General features: G+C 41.7%; 12 protein-coding genes and 1 pseudogene. 4 read left to right on the plus strand and 9 right to left on the minus strand.

From position 1 onward, the window contains the following. Positions 1–75: 75 nt before the first annotated feature. Positions 76–2,274, plus strand: a pseudogene (locus AB5062_RS18625) (M1 family metallopeptidase); the annotation flags it as partial. 10 nt (positions 2,275–2,284) lie between these two features. Here the strand turns inward: AB5062_RS18625 and AB5062_RS18630 are convergent. From AB5062_RS18630 to AB5062_RS18645, 4 genes are all read right to left on the minus strand, one after another. Next, complete coding sequence (locus tag AB5062_RS18630) at positions 2,285–3,322, minus strand: glycoside hydrolase family 18 protein (RefSeq protein ID WP_032953044.1); 1,038 nt, start codon at positions 3,320–3,322, stop codon at positions 2,285–2,287. 39 nt (positions 3,323–3,361) lie between these two features. Beyond that, positions 3,362–4,282 carry a carbohydrate kinase gene (locus AB5062_RS18635; protein WP_005838735.1) on the minus strand — a complete coding sequence of 307 codons (921 nt, stop codon included), beginning with the start codon at positions 4,280–4,282 and terminating at the stop codon, positions 3,362–3,364. Between the two features lie 110 nt (positions 4,283–4,392). After that, positions 4,393–4,995, minus strand: coding sequence for an SIS domain-containing protein (locus AB5062_RS18640; protein ID WP_005838734.1), 603 nt, complete (start codon positions 4,993–4,995; stop codon positions 4,393–4,395). Positions 4,996–5,012: 17 nt separating this feature from the next. After that, positions 5,013–5,546 carry a TIGR00730 family Rossman fold protein gene (locus tag AB5062_RS18645; protein WP_011965115.1) on the minus strand — a complete coding sequence of 178 codons (534 nt, stop codon included), beginning with the start codon at positions 5,544–5,546 and terminating at the stop codon, positions 5,013–5,015. Positions 5,547–5,650: 104 nt separating this feature from the next. Here AB5062_RS18645 and AB5062_RS18650 point away from each other — a divergent pair, with 104 nt between their 5' ends. The 3 genes from AB5062_RS18650 to AB5062_RS18660 all read left to right on the plus strand — a co-directional run bounded on the left by AB5062_RS18650 (position 5,651) and on the right by AB5062_RS18660 (position 13,518). Next, a complete protein-coding gene (locus tag AB5062_RS18650) occupies positions 5,651–6,871 on the plus strand; it encodes a pitrilysin family protein (protein ID WP_005838732.1) in 1,221 nt (406 codons plus the stop codon). A gap of 98 nt (positions 6,872–6,969) precedes the next feature. After that, positions 6,970–9,426: a glycoside hydrolase N-terminal domain-containing protein gene (locus AB5062_RS18655; RefSeq protein ID WP_057250700.1), complete on the plus strand. Its 2,457-nt coding sequence runs from the start codon at positions 6,970–6,972 to the stop codon at positions 9,424–9,426. 204 nt (positions 9,427–9,630) lie between these two features. Next, positions 9,631–13,518, plus strand: coding sequence for a hybrid sensor histidine kinase/response regulator transcription factor (locus AB5062_RS18660; RefSeq protein WP_005838730.1), 3,888 nt, complete (start codon positions 9,631–9,633; stop codon positions 13,516–13,518). Between the two features lie 56 nt (positions 13,519–13,574). Here the strand turns inward: AB5062_RS18660 and AB5062_RS18665 are convergent, their stop codons facing one another. The 5 genes from AB5062_RS18665 to AB5062_RS18685 all read right to left on the minus strand — a co-directional run bounded on the left by AB5062_RS18665 (position 13,575) and on the right by AB5062_RS18685 (position 22,503). After that, positions 13,575–15,149, minus strand: coding sequence for a sulfatase (locus AB5062_RS18665; RefSeq protein ID WP_117699830.1), 1,575 nt, complete (start codon positions 15,147–15,149; stop codon positions 13,575–13,577). Between the two features lie 23 nt (positions 15,150–15,172). Continuing rightward, a complete protein-coding gene (locus tag AB5062_RS18670; protein WP_007841778.1) occupies positions 15,173–17,035 on the minus strand; it encodes a RagB/SusD family nutrient uptake outer membrane protein in 1,863 nt (620 codons plus the stop codon). Between the two features lie 4 nt (positions 17,036–17,039). Further along, the gene (locus tag AB5062_RS18675; RefSeq protein WP_007834405.1) at positions 17,040–20,261 is read right to left on the minus strand and encodes a TonB-dependent receptor; all 3,222 of its coding nucleotides are present in this window, start codon (positions 20,259–20,261) and stop codon (positions 17,040–17,042) included. 214 nt (positions 20,262–20,475) lie between these two features. Further along, positions 20,476–21,651, minus strand: a complete 1,176-nt coding sequence (uxuA, locus tag AB5062_RS18680) for a mannonate dehydratase (protein WP_005838726.1) — start codon at positions 21,649–21,651, stop codon at positions 20,476–20,478. 39 nt (positions 21,652–21,690) lie between these two features. Then, on the minus strand, positions 21,691–22,503 hold the full coding sequence (locus tag AB5062_RS18685) for an SDR family oxidoreductase (protein ID WP_005838725.1): 813 nt from the start codon (positions 22,501–22,503) through the stop codon (positions 21,691–21,693). Positions 22,504–22,506 lie beyond the last annotated feature (3 nt).

A 22,506-nucleotide genomic window follows, 5' to 3' on the forward strand; every position in this document is an offset into this window, starting at 1 on the left:
GCAGCTTAAAAAAATGAGTCGATTTTTATAGTCAATGAAAAAAAAGAAGGCGCATCGTGTATTACGACACACCTTCACATCATCCTACCTGAAAAAAACATAGTAGAAGGAAAAAATAATATCACGATCAAATTTATTGCCGGAAACCAGTCGCTAAACAGAAATGATGAATTTCTGTATACGCTATTAGTGCCAGACCGTGCCCGTACCTTATTCCCTTGTTTCGAACAGCCGAATCTGAAAGCCACATTTTCCTTACGACTGGATATACCAACAGAATGGAAAGCTGTTTCCAATACCTATATTACTAAAGAAGAAACAAAAGGCAACTGCAAAACAGTAACTTTTGCCCCAACTGAACCATTAAGCACTTATCTTTTTTCCTTTGTCACCGGTAAATTAGAACATCAAGAATATATAGAAGGTAACCGGAAAATCTCAGCATATTACCGCGAAACAGATTCTAAAAAAGTAGCTCAATTAGATACCATCTTCAAACAAGTGACCGCTTCGCTGAACTGGCTGGAAGAATATACCAATGTTCCCTATCCTTTTGCCAAATACGATTTTATTATCTTGCCGGGATTCCAATATGGAGGTATGGAGCACACAGGCGCCACCTTATATAATGACACGCAAATGTTCCTAAGCGAAAATCCCACTCCGGATGAAGAACTTCGCCGAACCCAATTAATCGCCCACGAAACCGCCCACATGTGGTTCGGAGATTTAGTAACGATGAACTGGTTTGATGATGTCTGGACTAAAGAGGTATTCGCCAATTATTTTGCAGCTCTGATTACCGAACCATTATTCCCGCAAGTCAATCACCAGCTGAATTGGATGAAGACTTATACAGCCGCATCCTTGTCAGAAGACCGTACACCCGGAACCACTGCTATCCGGCAACCGCTAGATAACCTTCAAAATGCAGGATTAATTTATGGACAGATCATTTATAACAAAGCTCCTGTCATGATGGTAAAACTGGTGGAATCAATGGGAAAAGAAGCATTTCGGGAAGGGATTCAAGAATATTTAAAAACTTACGCTTACGCCAACGCTACTTGGGATGACTTGATACAAATTCTAGACAGTAAAACAGAGCAAGATCTAGCCGCTTTCAGCGATGTATGGGTAAACCAAAAAGGAATGCCGATAATCAAATTCGAAATATCAGACAAACAGTTGACCATACATCAGCAAGATCCATATCAAAGAGGATTAAACTGGCCTCAAAAATTCAATATCACCCTTTGCGGAACAAGGGACACAACGATAGAAGCCAGTCTGACAGACAGCTTATGCCGTATTATGTTACCCTTTACCCCCACCCGTATTCTGCCCAATACGGACGGGAGAGGATATGGTTTGTTTGTTCCTGACAACAACAGTCTCCATTGGCTGCTGGAACATTGGCAAGAAATAGACAATGAAACAACCCGACAGGCAGTTTTAATGATGATGCATGAAAATTATCAAGCAAAAGGAATTCCGAATACTGCATGGATGAATGCATTACTCAACGGAATACATTGTGAAAAGAACCCGTTGATAGCTTCAACATTAACCAATTACCTGTCCTCTCCTCTGCAAGAGATATCTTCGGCAGAACGTGATAAAATAGAAAATGAGCTTTATAAACTCAGCCATTCTCATCCGATTCCTTCTTGTCGCATCCAGTTATTACGCCTTCTGATTACAGAAGCAGCAAGTCCGACTATGATTCAGTGCCTCTATTCCTTATGGGAAACCGAAAGAGTCCAACAATTAAATGAAAGAGATTACACTACATTGGCCTACGAACTGGCCTTGCGCATACCTGAGCAAGGAAAAGAAATACTTCAGACACAACGCCAACGCATCCACAATCCGGACCGTCTACGCCAATTCGATTTCATATCACGTGCGATGACTGCCGATACTTTAAAATTGGACAGTTTATTCCGATCTTTATTGCAAGCGGAAAACAGAAGGATTGAGCCTTGGGCAGCTACAACCTTAAGCTATCTGAATCATCCTACAAGACAAGATTATGCGGTGAAATATATCCGTCCGGCATTGGAAAAACTGACAGAAGTTCAACGCACCGGAGATATCTTTTTCCCTCGCAATTGGGTCGGGGCTTTATTAAGGAATCACGATAGCGAAGCGGCCTACAAAGAAGTAGAAGCTTTTTTATCGGTTTATCCCGACTATCCGCCTTTATTAAAAAACAAAATACTGCAAGCGGCTTATCCTCTTTACAGAAAATATGCAGATAAGAAAAAATAAACTGAAAGAATCAAGGATTCATTACACCTTGATAGACAGCATGGCGTAATGTACCCTTTTCATCATCGCTATCATAGTCCCAGTACATAGCCCCCAGCATCCCTTTCTGATGCAGGAACTGGCACTTGAATGCGATGGACTGGGCATTCTCATAATTAACGACCACATGTCCTTGCGAATTTATCATATAAGGAACTTGTGCCGCACTATCCCAACAACTCTGTAAAGAATCCAAAGCGATAATATGACGATAATCCAATAATTCCGGAGCTTCATTAGTCCCATGCCCATAGAACGGAATACCCAATACCAAGCGTCCGACAGGAAAACCTGCGGCAACATGGGCGGCAACCGCATCCTCGCAAGACCATTCCTCAGTCATTTCCGAACGGTACAAGGCCGAATGGTGATTAGGAGATTCCTCCATATCGTATGTCATGATATTGACATAATCCACATAAGGTTCGACAGCCTTTAAGTTGTAATATTTGGCACCTGCCTGTGTAGCAATGGTCAGCAGTTTGTCTTTACCGATAGCATGGCGTATATCCTTCATCAACAAAGAAAAGTTATCAGTATCTTCCGGCGAAAAAGATACACCGGCAGTTCCTATACCGGGATATTCCCAATCTATATCAATTCCGTCCAAATCAAACTGGTCTATCACCCGTTTACAATCTGCGGCAAACGCCATACGTGTACTATCTGTCTGTGCCATCTCACTAAACCGACTGCTTCCCCACCCGCCTACGGACAGCAAAACTTTCAAAGACGGTTTTTTTTCACGCAGCCCCACTACCATTTGCAAACGTGGTTCATTATCTATACGTATTCCTTTGAAATTATCTGTAACATGCCCGAACGCATAATTAATATGAGTCAAACATGCCGGATCAGGCGTACTTTCTCCCCATGAGGTGACATATGCCAAAACCACATATTTCGATTCATTCTCCGCTACCTCAATCTGCGAAGACCGCTTTTTGTCCTGACAGGCAACCACCAGCAGCAAAAAGGAAAGACCTGCTATTAATTTAAAGGTTCTCATACATAATAAAAGAGTTTAAAACAATGAGAGCTATCCGATTTATCTGTAACCGGCAGCAAACTCTTTTGAAATCGAATTATTCAAACTCATACAAACATCGGCACTGAAATCCTTTCCACAACGAATCACATGGTCCCAGTCATCTTCCGACAGTTCATCCAAATCATCCCGGCGGATACGATATTTTAGCAATCCGAAAACTACTCCGGCGTTAAAATTATCTCCGGCTCCCACCGTACTGACAGTCTGCAAAGGATCCACTTCATAATGCTTTTTTATATTCTTTGTATACAGGCGAATTCCTCTTCCACCGTGCGTGCAAATAAAATGCGGACAATAAAATTCAATCTTACTTTTATAAACCTTATCCGCATCTGTCAAACCAAACATATTCTCAAAATCCTCAACGGAGCCGCGAATGATATCAGCATATTCAAAATTCTCAAGAATAACAGGAAGCAGCTTTATCGCCTCGTTCTTGTGAGTACTGCGGAAATTCACGTCATAATAAATGATAGCCCCTTTTTCACGAGCTTTATCCAACAGTTCTTTCACCTTATCACGCAATTGAGGCGTTACAGCATAATAAGAGCCGATCATCACAATGTCATCCCGATGTATTTCAGGCATTGTCACATCCAGCCTCAACCGTGGATAATCTTTATAAAAAAGATATTCAGCATCATTCTGTTCATTCAGAAAAGCTAAAGACACAGGTGACTTTCCTTCAGGAAACACGTTCACATGATCTGTGCTTACTCCATTCTCTCGCATAAACTTCAGAATGATATCACCCACTTTGTCATTTCCCGTTTCACTGATAAAAGTTACATTGACTCCCAAACGCCCCAATGAAATAATTCCATTGAAAACCGAGCCACCGGGAACAGCTGCCGTAGGTTGGCTATCTTTAAAAAGAATATCCAGAATGGTTTCACCTATACCTATTACTTTTCTCATTTTTATATTTACGATTTATATACATAAAACCGGAACACAAATGACACAAATCCTTTAATAAAATGCTATTTGTATTATTTGTGTCCTTTGCGTTCCGGTTCTATTTTATTTTACTTACTTAACTCGCGTGAACGCTCACCTAAGTACCCTCCATGATGGCGTTTGCTATACTCTTCGATGGTAAAACCGGTCTTTTTCATGGTTTCCACTACCAAAATATCACCTATCACGGTCATAACTGTAGTTGAAGTTGTGGGGGTCATACCCAAAGCACACACTTCATCAGGATGCCCGGTGCATAAACAAATATCAGACTCCCGGGCCAATGGACTATCCGCATTTCCGGTAATAACAATATATTTCAAATTTGGGTTCAAATTATGTGCAAGTTGTGTCAGTTCCACAATTTCACGGGTTTTTCCTGAATTAGAAATCAGAAGCAGCAAATCATTCTCCTGCAAAATCCCCAAATCCCCATGTTGAGCTTCGCTGGGATGTAAAAACACTGCCGGAATACCTGTAGAGCAAAAAGTCGTAGCTATATTCATAGCTATCTGTCCGGCCTTACCCATACCGGTAGTCACCAGCTTTCCTTTTTTACGGTGTATTTGCTCAACAATCAATTCCACTGCTTTCTCATAAGCATCAGTTATAGGAATATTCAAAACAGCCTGAGCCTCTTTCTGCAACAATTCGTGTATAGATGTCATCATAATAGGTTACATGAATATTATTTAAGTAGTTCGGTTAGTTCTCTCAAGTCATTGGCAACAGCAAAATAACTGTTCAACGGATGATGGGCAAAATGCTGCCTCTCCAATCCGGCCAAAAAGTCGATAATGCCATTCCAAAAGCCATTTATATTATAAAAAATTACTTTTTTACGATGATAGTCCAGCGTAGCGGCCGCCATTACATGAAAAACCTCATCCAGTGTACCCACTCCTCCCGGCAAAGCTATCACTACATCCGATTCATTCAACATCACATCTTTACGGTCACTCAAATTATCTGTACGGAAAGTCACATCCACCAAATCGCTGGCTCGTCCACGTTCTTCCAGCTTGGTCGGAATAACTCCCATTATCATCGAGCCGTTGTCTTTGGCTGCCTTGGCAATACATTCCATCAATCCGATATTAGCACCTCCATACACTAACGTCTTCTTGTTTTGTCCCATCCAAACGCCCAACTCACGTGCTTTTTCAAAAAACACAGGCTCTATATTCTCGGATGCGGAACAGAAAATAGCAATTTTATCCATCATCTTGTTTTCTGTTAGTAAATACAAATATCTGCATTTTTTGAAGAACGGCAATAACTTTTGTTGTATTTTTGCCAACCGAAACTTATTTGAAGCAAAAAACAATGTCATACAATACTTTCACCTTGCCTAACGGGCTGCGCATTATTCACGCTCCCAATCAGTCTAATGTAGCCTATTGCGGCTTTGCCGTCGATGCCGGAACCCGTGATGAAAACGAACAGGAACAGGGAATGGCCCATTTCGTGGAACACCTTATCTTTAAAGGAACACAAAAAAGACATGCATGGCACATCCTGAACCGCATGGAAAATGTAGGCGGAGATTTAAATGCATATACGAATAAGGAAGAAACAGTGATATACAGTGCTTTTCTGGTAGAACACTTCTCACGGGCAGCAGAACTGCTGGCAGATATTGTATTTCACAGCACCTTCCCACAACATGAGATTGACAAAGAAGTGGAAGTGATTATTGATGAAATACAAAGTTATGAAGACAGTCCGTCAGAACTGATTTTTGATGATTTTGAGGAATTGATTTTTCCCAATCATCCTTTGGGAAGGAATATTTTGGGCAAACCGGACTTATTGCGTAGTTTCAAAAGTGAACACGCCTTGAATTTTACTTCCCGTTTTTACAAAGCTACCAATATGATCTTTTTCATTCAAGGCAATATAGACTTTAAGAAAGTGATACGCACCATAGAGAAAGTGACAGCCGACATCCCTTTTTCCATTACCGAACGCCAACGGACAGAACCTTTTCTCTATATTCCTAAGACATTGACACTGAATAAAGAAACACATCAAGCCCATGTAATGATAGGTAGCCGGGGATATAATGCATATAATGAAAAACGAACCGGACTTTACCTGCTGAACAATCTGCTGGGAGGACCCGGTATGAACAGCCGGCTGAACGTTTCCTTGCGCGAACGCCGGGGGCTGGTCTATAACGTAGAAGCCAATCTGACTTCATACACAGACACAGGAGTGTTCTGCATCTATTTCGGAACTGATCCGGAAGATGCAGACCGTTGCATCGGACTAGTTCATAAAGAATTGAAAAAACTGCGTGACAGCAAACTAAGTTCCTCACAACTGAGTGCAGCAAAAAAACAGATCATCGGACAAATAGGAGTTGCCGGAGACAATTTTGAGAACAATGCATTGGATATGGGAAAAACGTTCTTGCACTATGGTAAATTTGAAGGTTCGGAAGAAGTATTCAAACGGATAGAAATGCTGACAGCAGAACATCTGTGGGATATCGCCAATGAAATGTTCGATGAAAATTATCTTTCAACCTTGATATACCTATAAAAACAGGAAATCACCCTAAATTTCAAACATTACATTTCTCACAAATAAAAATCTAATTGTATTTTTGTAGAAATACCTTTAACTAATATCATTAATTTATGAAGAAACTTCAACTATGCATTTTAGGAAGCTTATTCGCAGCTTCCTTACAAGCACAGAGTACAGATTACACCAAAGGACTGAGCATCTGGTTTGATACCCCTAATAATTTGGACGGACGCGCTTCCTGGTATTCTCCTGCAACAGACAAAGCATGGGAAAACAACTCACTCCCCATAGGAAACGGCAGTTTGGGAGGCAATGTTATGGGATCTATAGCAGCAGAACGAATCACTTTAAACGAAAAGACACTATGGCGCGGAGGACCGAACACAGAAAAGGGAGCAGCTTATTATTGGAACGTAAATAAAGAGTCGGCACACCTGTTACCCGAAATCCGCCAAGCATTCACAGACGGTAACCAGAAAAAAGCAGAAGAACTTACCTGCAAAAACTTCAACGGACTGGCCGATTATGAGCCAAGCCGTGAAACACCTTTTCGCTTCGGCTCCTTTACTACATTGGGAGAAGCTTACATCGAAACCGGTTTAAGTGAAATCGGTATGACCGATTATAAACGCATCCTGTCTCTTGACTCGGCCATGGCAATAGTCAGTTTTCGCAAAGATGAAGTGAACTACGAGCGTAAATACTTCGTTTCCTACCCCGACAGCGTGATGGTACTGAAGTTCACAGCCGACCGTCCCGGCATGCAAAACCTGATATTCAGCTATGGCAGCAACCCTGAAGCCATAGGTGATATCAAAACAGACGGTCCCAATCGTTTGCTCTATACCGGTCGCCTCAAAAACAACCAAATGAAATTTGCTCTCCGCATACAAGCCATAAACAAAGGAGGAAGCCTGAACACGACTGATGGCAAATTCATTGTCCGCAATGCGGATGAAGTCATTTTTCTGCTGACCGCAGATACCGATTATAAACTCAACTTCAATCCAGACTTCAAAGACCCCAAGACGTATGTCGGTCCTGATCCGGACCAAACAACCCTGGCCATGCTAGACGCTGCCGCTGCCAAAAATTACAACGAATTATGCGAGCGACACAAAACGGACTATACCCAACTGTTTGGCAGAGTCAAACTACAACTGAACCCTCATGCTCCTATGACCTTGCAATATCCTGCCGTTACAGATCTTCCCACCCATCAACGTCTGGCACGCTATCGCAAAGGAAATCCGGACTACCGGCTGGAAGAAATCTATTATCAGTTCGGACGATACTTATTAATTGCCAGTTCACGCCCCGGCAATCTCCCGGCCAACCTGCAAGGAATGTGGGCCAACGGGGTAGATGGCCCATGGCATGTAGATTACCATAATAATATCAATATCCAGATGAACTACTGGCCTGCTTGCTCCACCAATCTGAACGAATGTGTATGGCCTTTGATAGACTTCATCCGTACCTTGGTAAAGCCGGGAGAAAAAACAGCCCAAGCCTATTTCGGCGCACGCGGATGGACAGCCTCCATATCCGGAAACATTTTCGGATTTACTTCCCCTTTGACCGATGAAAATATGTCCTGGAACTTTAACCCGATGGCAGGTCCCTGGCTGGCAACTCACATTTGGGAATATTATGATTACACCCGAGACAAAAAATTCCTGAAAGAAGTAGGCTATGATCTTATCAAGAGCAGTGCCAACTTTGCTGTAGACTATTTATGGCATAAACCGGACGGGACCTACACTGCTGCTCCTTCCACTTCTCCCGAGCATGGACCTGTAGACCAAGGAGCTACTTTTGTACATGCTGTAATCCGCGAAATATTACTCAACGCCATTGATGCCAGCAAAGCACTGGGTGTCGATTCCAAAGACCGTAAACAATGGCAATATGTACTGAAACATCTTGTACCCTATCAAATAGGACGTTATGGTCAGTTAATGGAATGGTCAACAGACATAGACGATCCCACAGACGAGCATCGTCACGTCAACCATTTATTCGGACTGCATCCGGGCCACACCCTTTCACCAATTACTACTCCCGAATTAACCAATGCCGCCAAAGTTGTTTTAGAACACCGCGGTGACGGAGCTACCGGCTGGAGCATGGGATGGAAACTGAATCAATGGGCACGTCTGCAAGACGGCAACCACGCCTACAAACTATTTGGCAACTTACTAAAAAATGGAACTTTGGACAACTTATGGGATACCCATCCGCCTTTCCAGATTGACGGTAACTTTGGCGGAACTGCCGGTATCACAGAAATGTTGTTGCAAAGTCACATGGGATTCATCCAATTACTCCCAGCCTTGCCAGACGCATGGAAAGAAGGTTCTGTCAAGGGGCTGTGTGCCAAAGGTAACTTTGAAATTGACATTATCTGGCAGGATGGAAAATTAAAAGAAGCCGTCATTCTGTCCAAAGCCGGTGAGCCCTGCAATCTGAGATATGGTAACCTGACTTTTACCTTTAAGACAACTAAAGGAAAGACATATAAAGTAATGGTTGAGAATGAAAAACTGAAAAAAATCCCCTTATAAGGACAAAAAAACAGTCAGACAAATCCCCCTCATTTTTCAATCTATTTTGTCATTCTGAACACTATGTTATCTTTTACATCTGTTCAGAATGACAAATTATATATAATATCACAGCCATTCGGTTATCAATATCCTCTTTTCGCTTTGAATTTCAAAACCTATTTCTTATATTTGTACAAATATTTGTTTTAAGACCTTATCTGAATGAGAAAAACCGTCTATGTAATCCTGGTTCTATGTTGTTTTATCATAAAGACTTATTCCATCAACCGTCCTTATTATCATTTTAAACAACTTTCTATTAAAGAAGGACTTCCAACCTCTATTATATCCCTATACGATGACAAAAACGGTTCATTATGGGTCGGAACCACTCAAGGAATATATCGTTTCAATGGAGAAAAAATCAAGAAATATAATCTACCGTATTTATTACGTAAAAACAGCCATTACATCAACGATATTTTCGGAGATAATGAAGAACGGATATGGGCGATCACCTCACAAGGAATCAGTTATTATGAATATGAGAAAGATTCCCTGCAAATTTTTCTGCGACATAATCAGCCGGTAAAAGCTTCCATTATAACAACTGAAGGAAGCAAGCTGCTGATACCTGTAACCGACACATTGCTTGTATATGAAAAAGAATTAAAACATTCCAAAGCAATCCCTTTAAAAACAACAGGAATCCATATTATCAAGATGGAGCCTTTCGACTCCACTCATTACCTGATAATAAACAATGCATGGGAAATAAAGCTATTAAATAAACATACAGGAGAAATAACTGATTCTCCATTCGGTGAATCATCCAATGCATACGATCTATATAAGGATTCCTCCGGACGTTACTGGGTCTCCTTCTACGGGCAAGGAGTAAAATGTTATAATCAGGATGGACAACTGCTGACCTCCTATAATACCCGTAATTCAAACTTGAGCAACGATATCGTTCTTGATATAACAGAGTGGGATAAAGCCATTTGGCTGGCAACAGATGGCGGCGGAGTGAATATAATCTATCCGGACACTCATGATATCCAAATCTTATCAAACAAAGAAAACCGGCAATTCCCTGCCAATTCAGTCACATGCCTATGTCACAGCAACAACCACATGTGGATAGGTATGGTGCGGGAAGGCGTACTAGGAGCAGAAAAAGGTTTTATCACTACCTATACCAAAGCTGCACAAAACCCAGCCTCAGGCTTGTCCGACAAATGCCCCTTATGCCTATGGGAAGATAAAGACGGACGGATCTGGATTGGTACGGACGGAGGCGGTATCAACTGCTTTGACCCGCAAACGGAACGTTTTACCCACTATCCGCAAACATTGGGAGAAAAAATAGTATCCATTTGCCCTTTATCCGAAACCGAACTGCTAGCATCCAGTTTTTCAAAAGGAATCTTCCGCTTCAATAAAAAGACAGGAAACTACCAGCACTTCTCTCTTCCGGACAAAGATGCAGAAGCAAAGCTGGCAAGCTCCAGTGCACCCACCAATATACGAGTTAATGATCGGAACGAAATAGAACTATACGGTAATGCTTTTTACCGATATATTCCCGGAAGCCAACAACTTATTCCCATCCACTTCAAGAACAAACAATTACAATATTCTTGGATCTATATTGGAAAATACCGTACTTATCCATTTTTTCATGACCGAAACAATGTATTCCAATACAACAAAGAGAAAAACGAATACGAAACCATAGCTTATGAGAGAAATAACCAGATATTAGCTGCAAGCATTGATTCTTTAGGGACTCTATGGATAGCCGAACCTAATGGAGTCACCAGAATTCACCTGCCCTCAAACCGTAAAGAGCCATTAAAGCTACCCGATGGAAATGACGTAATCACTTCTTTAGTCATTGACCATGAAGGCATCGTATGGATGGGGTCATTGGGAATCATATACGCTTATAATCCACATAAAAATCATTTTGTCATCTACAATGAGATGGACGGCATATTACCTAACGACTTTTTAGCCAAACCTGCATTGGTGGCAAGTGACGGCAACATATACATGGGTGGCTCCGAGGGATTGGTACGAATCAACAAAGCTTTAAAACCAGCTTCGGCTCCACCTCCCATCACACTTAAGTTGCAAGAAATAGCATTGAACGGCACAACAGTTCACTTCATCCCCCGATCAACTATGGAAATTCCTTATAATTTCTCCTCCCTAAAAATACATACACAACTGGAAGGGGGAAATGTATTTCACAAGCGCATCTACCGGTTCCGCATAAAAGGGCTGAACACAGAATACACAGAAACATCCCGTCCCCATCTTGTTTTACATACCATTTCTCCGGGCGACTATAAAATAACGGTTCAATGTACACAGAACGATGGTAGCTGGAGCCCTGAATTCACTTTGCTAAAATTCACTGTCCTTCCTCCGTGGTGGCAACAATCCTGGTTCATCCTATTATGTGCGGTCATCATCATTCTTTTCATTATCTATACCATAAAAGCTCACGACCGTCAACTGAAACGGAAATACAAGGAACAGGAACGTACCATCTACAAGGAAAAAGTGAAAGCTTTGATCAATATCAACCATGAACTGCGTACCCCTTTAACCTTGATTTATACACCGTTGAAACAACTTACAAACAGCAAACAAATCCCCTATGAACTCCGTGGCAAACTATATGGTGCGTTCAAGCAAGCACGACAAATGAAAAACATCATTGACATGATTCTGAATATGCGCAAGATGGAAGTAGAGAAAAATATCCTGCGCATGTCTTCCACGCCCTTCAACGAATGGTTGCAAAGTATCCTAAATGATTTCAAGGATGAACTTTCGTTACGTAATATCTCATTGGCATTTACTCCTGACACTACCATAGAAACTATGTATTTTGACTGCAGTCAATGTGAAATCGTCGTTAACAACCTATTGACAAATGCCTATAAATTCAGCGAAGAAAATTCTACTGTCACTGTTTCCACTTACCTCGAAGGTAATGGAAGCCGTGTACGGGTAACTATAAAAGATGAGGGAATAGGTCTTCAAGAAGAAGATATAGCCAATTTATTCACTCGCTTCTATCAGGGTAAACATAGCTTTCAAGGTAACGGAATCGGCTTGTCATACGCCAAACAACTGGTAGAAATGCACGGAGGCATCATCGGAGCCCAAAATAATGAAACCAAAGGAGCGACTTTCTTTTTCACATTACCGTATAGACAGGAAGCCGCCGACATTCAATCTACACCTCAAACCTATTTGAATGATGCATTGCATCTATCAGCCGACATCGATTACAAACAACCTCAACAAGACAACATAGAGAAATTTCATTCTATTCTAATAGTGGAAGATGATCGCGACTTATGTAATTACCTGATTTGCAACCTACAAGTTCTGTTTGAAGAAGTGTATGAAGCTCATGATGGCATGGAAGCTCTTCCTATCCTTACGTCACAACGCCCCCAAATTGTATTAAGTGATGTCAAAATGCCCCGCATGAACGGATTTGAACTATGCCGCTATATCAAACAAAAACCAGACTTAAACTATATGCCTGTGATACTGCTTACTTCCTGTGTCGATGACGCCAGTATAGAAGAAGGATACAAAACAGGAGCAGAAGCCTATATAACCAAACCGTTTGACATGGATTTACTTTCTATCCAGATACAGAATATCATGCATAATCACAACATCGTGAAAAAGCACTATGCCACCATAGATATCCCTATACCCAAACAAGAAAATCTGAATCACATCAATGAGCAGCTGATGCTTCAATTCAGCCGCATTGTCAATGAAAATATCAGCAATGTGGATATGGATGTCAATTTCATAGCAAAGCAAATGGGAATGAGCCGTGCGTCACTCTACAACAAGACTAAAGGAATGATGGATATAGGCATCAGTGAATACATCATAAAATGCCGTTTGGAATATGCCCGTAAATTACTAGATGCCACCACACTATCCATAAGCGAAGTAGCAGAACAGTCAGGATTCAAGCATTCACGCAATTTCAGCACTGTATTCAAAAATGCAATGGGAATGAGTCCGTCCGATTATAGAAAAAAAGATTCCCGACCTTCTTGAAAACAGAAAGACCGGGAATACTTCATGCTATGTTAAATTTAGGTCAGATTAGGTTGTCAATCCTTGTAAATGTTACGAATAGGGTCATCATACTGAACTTGGAGACGTAATAATTCCGTCTTCAATTCTTTAACCAACTCTTCCGTTCCAGGTTGTCCGTAGATATTATGCATCTCCATAGGATCTTCCTGTAAATCATATAGTTCCCAACAGTCTATGTCATTATAAAAATGCATCAATTTATAACGTTCTGTACGTACACCATAATGGCGGCGGACAGCATGTTCAGCCGGGTATTCATAAAAATGATAATACAATGATTTACGCCAGTCAGGCACTTTCTCCCCCTTCAGCAAAGGCAAGAAAGAAACTCCATGCATATCTGCCGGTACCTCCACCCCTGCAAGGTCCAATATAGTAGGACCATAATCAATATTTTGCACCATCTCATCAACATCACCTTTCTTTCCTCCCGGCAAACGGACCAGCAAGGGGGTACGGAAAGACTCTTCGTACATGAAACGCTTGTCAAACCAACCATGTTCTCCCATATAGAATCCCTGGTCGGAAGTATAGACAATCATCGTATTTTCCATCAATCCGTTCTCTTCCAAATACTTCAAAACACGCCCCACATTACGGTCTATGGAATGGATAACCCGCATATAATCATGCATATATTGCTGATATTTCCACTCAGCCAAAGCCTTACCCGTTAACTTATCCTGTTTGAATTTGGCAATGATAGGATCATAATGCTTGTCCCAAACAGCCTTCTGTTCCGGATTCAGAGCATTATACATATTTCTGCCCGCTTCTTCCAGTCCCGTTGTGGTATGGATCTCATTCTCCTTGTCCGCCATCTTCAGGTCATACACCAAATCCATATCCTTTATAATGCTCATTTCCTGCTTGGATGCAGGAATTCTGCCTTCATATTTATCATAGAAGTTCTCTGGCATCGGATAAGTTACATCATCATACAAGTCAAGGTCACAAAGATCAGGCATCCAGGTACGATGAGGCGCCTTATGATGAATAAAAAGACAGAATGGTTTACTCTTGTCCCGGATGCTGTCCATCCAATTTATTGCCAAATCTGTCACAATATTGGTAGCATAGCCTTCCCGTTGTACCCGTTCACCATTTTTAATAAATTTCGGATTATAATAATCCCCTTGTCCTATCAGGATGTCCCAATAATTAAATCCGGTAGGTTCAGATACCAGATGCCATTTACCGATCATAGCAGTCTGATAGCCATTAGCCTGAAGCAGTTTCGGGAAAGTCTGCTGGTTACCGTCAAATGTGGTGGTATTATCCGTAAATCCATTGGCATGACTATGTTTACCGGTCAGCATACAGGCACGGCTGGGGCCACTCAGGGAGTTTGCCACAAAACTATTTGTGAAACGGACACCCTCACTGGCTATCCGGTCAATATTGGGCGTCTGCATATAACGTTGGTCATAGGCACTGATCGTCTGATAAGAATGGTCGTCACACATGATATAGACTACATTCATCGTTTTTTTTACCTCTTCAGATTTCTTTTCTTTGCAGGAAGACAGCGATGACAACACCACTGCTCCCGTCAAAGAATATAATAACACAGGTGTTACTCTACTCATATCTTTTTTTATTAACATAATTCCTACCATCCGGGATTTTGTTCCCACATACCACCGGTCAAATCTCCTAACATACGTGTCTGAATGGGTAACAGATAGTCACGGTTGACATTAAATTTCCAACCCGATTCATATCCTGCGGGATTCGTAGGTATAATATAGCGCAACGGATCCCCGGGCTTGCCTGTCAGGAAAAGATTATTTCCCGAAGCTTGATCATAAATTAACTTATCACCATATACAGGATGGTTCTCAAGATTACTTCCCACAAAGAGCGCACCTTTCGGCCATTTGCCCACTATTAATTCGTCCGCAGCAGCCCAGCGCATGATATCTTCCTGACGGCGTCCTTCACAGGCTTTTTCAACCCGGCGTTCACGACGTACAGCCTGAATATACTTATCAAGATTGCGGAAACCATAATCAGCTTCCTGATTATACTCCCTGTCAAAATCCACCGGAGGCATACCTACACGGTCACGTAAAGGTTGCAAGGCATCAATAATTTTCTGCGCATTCCCCACACCATCCAGTTCAGCCAGAGCTTCTGCATAATTCAGCAGGATATCTGCATAACGGAACTGAATAGCCGGTGTGGCTCCCTTGAACTCGGCATCCAGACTGCCCGTATAATCAATTTGCACATGTTTTAATAAAGAATAACCAGTCATATTCTGATTATAGGATGAAGTACCAATCAATGGCGGTACAACATAATAAGGAGCCTTGTCATCCGGACGTAATTGCTGCCCCGGCATACAAACAGTCTGTGACAAACGCGGATCACGCAAAGTCGGCTGCAATTCATTCCCGAACACCTTTTTCGCTTCAATCCGCTCATCACCAACAAACGGTTTACCATCAATTGTCAGATAATCATCCACTAATGAAGCCGTAACACCTACACTCCCTCCTCCTTGATTTAAGTAACGGTTTACATTATTACCAATCTGATCTCCATCATACTGTTTATACCAAAGTACTTCCGGATTACCCGATAAATCTGTAGTCTGAAACATCTGACGATAATCATCCAATTTGTTACCAGTATTATAAATGGCCCATACGCCACGATCCATCACTTCTTTTGCAGCTGCAACAGCCTGATTAAAATAATCGCGAATTTTTTCATCGGTCACCGTAGAATCAAAAAACTTATCATTTTTCGCTTTATGGTATTTTTCCCAAGTTCCTTCAAACAAGGCCACTTCACTTTTCAAAGCACGCGCCACATCTTTATGAATCCGCATGGTAGCACTATTGTTCTGAGTATTGAGATACATCACCGCTTTATCCAGATCAGCCAAAATACTGTCGGCAATAATCGTGCGGTTAGCACGAGGCAATTTCATTTCTTCCATATTAGGATCAAGCGGAGTGTTCACCCACGTCAGGCGCCCATAGCTGATAAACATCTGATAATAATACCATGCGCGGAAATAATAAGCCTCACCCACATACTGATTATAATCAGCAGATCCTTTTTCCACACAATTATCTAAATTACACAGCATAAAATTTAAATTACGGATAGCTGTATAATTTTGCAGTTTGACCGCACTACTCAATGTCGTTTCACCTGCCAAACGGGTACTGACCGAACTGGAAGCCATATTATCACTATGTGTATCTGCCCCGGCAATATATTGTCCACCACCGGCATCAAAACCTTGCGCACGCATTCCATCACCAAAGCTGACATAGTCATATTTATAATTACCTGTCTGATAGAATTGATCCAGATAATTTCTCATTTCCCCCGTACTTGCAAAAGGAATCGTCGTAGACAATACCCCTTCAGGCATCTTATCCAAATCATAGCAACCGGTAAGACCTAACATCAAAACCAGACCCAAAAATATATTTCTTTTCTTCATAATATTCATCAAATTATAAGTTAACAACTAGACCAAAAGATATCACCTTGTTCATAGGATAGTTCTTTCCACCTTCAGCCGTGTAATCATTCTTGGTAAAGATAGCTTCCGGGTCAAACATTCCTTTCAAAGTGGTAAAAGTCAACAAATTCTCACCAGAGAAAAACACCTGCACTTTCTGTAAACCTACCTTTTTTGTCCATACGGCAGGGATATCATAACTCACTGTCAGATTTTTCAGACGACAATAAGCACCACTCTGGAGATAACGGTCACTAAGCGTCATTGTCTTATTACGGAAAGGAACCACTCCTCCTGCTGTATGAATATAAGGTTTTGGATAATAAGCCCCTGTATTTGTCTCACTCCAATAATCCAAATGCTCTTTAAACACCGTCACCTGCGCATAAGGTCCGCTTCCCCAAAAATAAGCTCCCGTACCAGGATCCCAGTCCCGCTTAGCGACCCCTTGGAACATAGCGCTTACGGTTACACCTTTCCAGCTAATTGAACCGTTAATGGTATATTGATAACGAGGAGTGGTATTACCGATTACTGTCATATCACCCATATCATCCAAGGTATTAAGCCCATTATTGATTTTCTTATCCCCATTCAGGTCACGATATTTTACATCTCCCGGCGTCCAAGGTTTACCGCTTATAAAAGACAAATCATAGGTATTATTATACTCATCCGCCTCTGCCTGAGTCTGGATCAGTCCGTCCGCCCGATATCCCCAAATTTCACCAGCTTTCTTTCCTTTATACCAATTATCTTTAGGATTTGTTCTAGTCCCTTCATATTCAGTTACTTCAGCAGTAGCATCCGAAAGAGAACCGCCTATGCTATAGTCAATATCCTTTCCAATTTTTCCACGATAACTCAGCACCAATTCCCAACCACGGTTACGCATACGGGCATTATTGGTTTTAGGAGCGTCTGCACCAAAGAAATCCGGGAAATCCACCGTAGGTCCTAACATATCCTTCGTATCACGTTGAAAAACATCAAAAGAACCGGTCAACGAATTACCAAAGAAACCGAAATCCAAACCTATATTCTTACTCTCCACTTTTTCCCAAGTCGTATTCGGGTTGACTACGGCAGGGGCCTTAGTAAAGATGTGGCGTCCATCAGAGAATATATAATTTCCCAATTTATCATTCAAATCCATAGTAGCGGCAAAAGTATAAAGGGCCGCACCCGCCTGATTACCCAGTAATCCGTAAGAAGCACGAAGTTTCAAGTTGGAAACTACATCGGCTATTGGCATCATAAACTGTTCCCGGGTAATATTCCATCCTAAAGATGCAGATGGAAAGAAGCCCCAACGATTACCTTTGGCAAAACGTGACGATCCATCATATCGTCCATTCAATTCAAGAAGATAACGTCCGTCATAATCATAATTCACACGTCCGAAAAAGCCACGGGTTGCCCAGCCATTACGAGTATCGACTACCGTCTTATCACCGGTTCCCATACCTACATTAGGATTTGAAGTTGAATAAAGTCCGGTAATCGAGTTCTTCATATAACTATAGTCATTATTTTCTTCCTGATAACCTGCCATTACGGTAAAATTATGCTTGTCTCCCAAAGTAAAGAGATAATTCGAATATAAATTTATAGATTGGTAGCGAGTATGCGCATAATAACGGGTAAACTTGCCATCGGGTGATACACCCAACTCATCACGCACACCTTTTGAAGTACTCACCCCGTCAGCCCCATAAATTAACGGGCTCACGTTCAATGCCTCATATTCCAAATCCATCAATTTATATGTATAATCAAAAAAGATAAACCAGTTTTTCACAGGTTGGATATCTAAACCTGCCGTTAAACTAAAACGGTCACGTTGAGTATTTGTATACGTACCACTCTGCAAATAAGGAATCATAGTCAGTTCTGTAAAATGCCCATTCGGATCAATAGGAGCAACTGTAGGACGGAAACGTGCCAATGAATGATAAAAGCCTTCACTAAGCCCTCCGTCACCAAAAGGAGTATCCTCATCGGAATGCATAAACTTCGTATTTACTTTTACCTTCATCCAATCGGTAATCTGAGAAGAAATATTAGCGGCAAAATTATAACGGCTGAAATCCATATCGGCATAACGGAGAATACCATCTTCCGAATAATAACCACCAGAAATATAATATTGTGCTTTTTTGCCACCCCCACTCAAGCTGAGATTATGATTTTGCTTGAATGCCCAATCCTTATAATGCAAATCGAAATAATTAGTATTTCCTACTCCTAATTCTGAATTTTCGAATGCCGGGTTCATATTAGAATTTTTAGGAAGTTCGAACCAAGGATCCACACTACTGGGATCTTTAATATATTGCTGTAATAAACCCATTTTTTCCTCACTATACAAACGAGGAGAACCTGCATTGATACATCCGGCATTCCAATACTGAGCAAATTCATAGGAATCAACCATATCAGGCAATACAGTCGGCGTACTCCAACCTACGTTTCCTTGGTAATTTACACGCATTTTACCTTCCTCACCTTTCTTGGTAGTGACCAAAATGACACCATACGCCGCACGTGCACCATAAATGGCACAAGCAGCAGCATCTTTCAATACAGAAATACTTTCAATATCATTCGGGTTCACGTCCGAGAGACTCATTTCCACTCCATCAACCAAAATATAAGGATTCGCATTATTATCCAGATTGCCTTGTCCACGCAAAGTCAACGTACCACTAGCTCCCGGACGACCCGTATTTGAGTTGCTCACCAACAGCCCCGGAACCATCCCTTGCAAACTCTGTGTGGCATCAGCTACCGGACGACGTTCCAATGCATCTCCTTTCACTGAAGACACAGATCCGGTAAGATTCACTTTTTTCTGTACGCCATAACCTATTACAACAACTTCATCCAACGTTTCGGTATCTTCAGCCAATACAACACTGAAACTAGTCCTCCCATTAATAGGAAGAGTTTGCGTAGCATAACCAATGTAAGACACAACTAAATTTCCTTTGGAAGGAACATTAGAAAGCATAAAGTTACCATCCAAATCGGTTATTGTACCGTTTGAGGTTCCTTCAATTAAAACACTGGCCCCAATTACAGGCTCCTGACTGTTTTTGTCAATTACCTTACCACTGATAGATAAGGATTGGGCCAACACCTCCGATGAGAACAAAAACAGGATAGCTGTCACCAATCCAAGGATTGAAAGCAGTTTTGTTTTTTTATTCATAATAAAAGAATTTAAGGGTTAATTAGATTAAATCTGTTGCAAATATAAACCTCCTCCCCTTGCCTGCACCTCTTTATTTGTCTAATTAATCTCTATATTTGTCTAGAATAGTCCTCATTATCTATCTTTTAGACAAAAAGAAGACCTGAACACTTCCGGATATACCTCATCACCGGAAGACATTCAGGCCTTCTTTCTATATGTTAAAAAAAGATTATTTTGTTTCCATACTCATCGCTATTCCTTTTTCCAAACCACGAAGCTCGGCAAGGCCACGCATACGTCCCAAACAAGAATAGCCCGGATTTGTTTTCTTGTTCAAATCATCTATCATCTGATGACCATGATCCGGACGCATAGGAATAGATATTCCACGACGTTGCTGCACTTTCAACAGGTTCTTAACTACATGATACATGTCCACATCACCCTCCAGATGATTCGCCTCATAAAAGTTCCCTTCAGCATCACGTTGGGTACTGCGCAAATGAACAAAATTGATACGGTCTCCCCAACGTTCCATGATACCCGGCAAATCATTCTGTGCAGATACGCCAAATGAGCCACAGCACAGACAAAGTCCGTTTGACGGATTAGGTACAGCTTCCACCAACAGCTTGAAATCCGCCTCCGTACTCATAATGCGCGGCAAGCCCAGAATAGACATAGGCGGATCGTCCGGATGAATAACGAGCTTTACTCCCACTTCATCGGCTACCGGACAAATTTCTTTCAAGAAGAAAATCAAGTTATTGCGGAGTTTGTCCGCATCAATATCCTTGTAACGGTCCAGTTCATTTTGGAATTGCTCCAATGTAAAACTTTCCTCCGAACCGGGCAATCCTGCAATCATATTTCGTGTCAGACGATGAATTTCTTCCTCATCCATTTGTGCCAGACGCGCTTTTGCCTTTTCTATCTCTTCGGCCGAGTATTCCTTTTCGGCTCCCGGACGTTTCAAGATAAACAGATCGAACGCTACAAAAGCAGCCCGCTCAAAACGCAATGCCTTGGAACCATCGGGCAACGTATATGCCAGGTCCGTACGGGTCCAATCCAGTACAGGCATGAAGTTATAAGTCACAATATAGATACCACATGCTGCCAGATTACGCAAACTCTGTTTATAGTTCTCGATATATCTCAGATAATCTCCTGTCTGTGTCTTAATATGCTCGTGTACGGGCACGGATTCTACGACACTCCAAGTTAATCCTGCTTCTTCAATCAATTTCTTGCGCTTCATTATTTCCTCTACCGTCCATACTTCACCGTTGGGAATATGATGTAAGGCATTGACAATACCGGTTGCTCCGGCTTGTTTGATGTCCCACAATGATACGGGATCATTCGGTCCGTACCAGCGCCATGTTTGCTCACATAAAATCATATCAAATAAAAAAATTGAGAATTAAAAACTAAAGACTTGTTACATGGCAAATGCATTGAAACCACCATCTACTACGGCTACTGTACCGGTTACAAAGCTGCTGGCATCGCTGATGAGATACTGGATGGTTCCACACAGTTCCTCTGCTTTACCGAAACGTTTGAACGGAGTCTGGCGAATCACATCATTACCACGCTGAGTATATGTACCATCTTCGTTTGTCAACAAAGTACGGTTCTGTTCGGTCAGGAAGAATCCCGGAGCAATGGCATTCACGCGGATGCCTTCACCAAATTTCGTAGCCACTTCATTGGCCATGAACGCAGTGAAATTAGAGATTCCCGCCTTTGCAGCCGCATAACCACATACACGGGTCATCGGACGGAATGCCGCCATAGAAGAGAAGTTCACAATAGCTCCTTTCTTCTGTTCCACCATCGGCTTCAAAAATACCTGTGTAGGCAGAACTGTTCCGGTAAGATTCAGATTAAGCACTTTCTGGAACTCATCGACCTTCAAATCAAAGAAATTTCCTGTAGGAGCAATCGTAGCACCCGGCATATTACCTCCTGCTGCATTCAGCAATGCATCTACACGACCATATGCTGCGAGAATATCCTTCAGATTCTGCTCCAATATAGCCTCATCCAACACATTCGTTACAAGAAACATGGCTTCCCCGCCTTTGGCCTTGATTTCGTTTACAATGGCATTTCCTACTTCTGCCTTACGGCCTAATATAACAACCTTGGCACCTTCTTCTGCCAAATGGGCGGCAATAGCCTTTCCCAAAACCCCTGTTCCACCGGTGATTACCACCACCTGGTCTTTTACACTAAACAAATTATTCATGAT

The organism is Phocaeicola sp. RTP21359st1_B8_RTP21360_211022, from assembly GCF_040911965.1.
Lineage (GTDB): Bacteria > Bacteroidota > Bacteroidia > Bacteroidales > Bacteroidaceae > Phocaeicola > Phocaeicola vulgatus.

Coding starts and splice junctions, on each gene's coding strand:
- AB5062_RS18630 (WP_032953044.1), bottom strand. CDS start 3,322: ATGAGAACCTTTAAATTAATAGCAGGTCTTTCCTTTTTGCTGCTGGTG.
- AB5062_RS18635 (WP_005838735.1), bottom strand. CDS start 4,282: ATGAGAAAAGTAATAGGTATAGGTGAAACCATTCTGGATATTCTTTTT.
- AB5062_RS18640 (WP_005838734.1), bottom strand. CDS start 4,995: ATGATGACATCTATACACGAATTGTTGCAGAAAGAGGCTCAGGCTGTT.
- AB5062_RS18645 (WP_011965115.1), bottom strand. CDS start 5,546: ATGGATAAAATTGCTATTTTCTGTTCCGCATCCGAGAATATAGAGCCT.
- AB5062_RS18650 (WP_005838732.1), top strand. CDS start 5,651: ATGTCATACAATACTTTCACCTTGCCTAACGGGCTGCGCATTATTCAC.
- AB5062_RS18655 (WP_057250700.1), top strand. CDS start 6,970: ATGAAGAAACTTCAACTATGCATTTTAGGAAGCTTATTCGCAGCTTCC.
- AB5062_RS18660 (WP_005838730.1), top strand. CDS start 9,631: ATGAGAAAAACCGTCTATGTAATCCTGGTTCTATGTTGTTTTATCATA.
- AB5062_RS18665 (WP_117699830.1), bottom strand. CDS start 15,149: ATGAGTAGAGTAACACCTGTGTTATTATATTCTTTGACGGGAGCAGTG.
- AB5062_RS18670 (WP_007841778.1), bottom strand. CDS start 17,035: ATGAATATTATGAAGAAAAGAAATATATTTTTGGGTCTGGTTTTGATG.
- AB5062_RS18675 (WP_007834405.1), bottom strand. CDS start 20,261: ATGAATAAAAAAACAAAACTGCTTTCAATCCTTGGATTGGTGACAGCT.
- uxuA (WP_005838726.1), bottom strand. CDS start 21,651: ATGATTTTATGTGAGCAAACATGGCGCTGGTACGGACCGAATGATCCC.
- AB5062_RS18685 (WP_005838725.1), bottom strand. CDS start 22,503: ATGAATAATTTGTTTAGTGTAAAAGACCAGGTGGTGGTAATCACCGGT.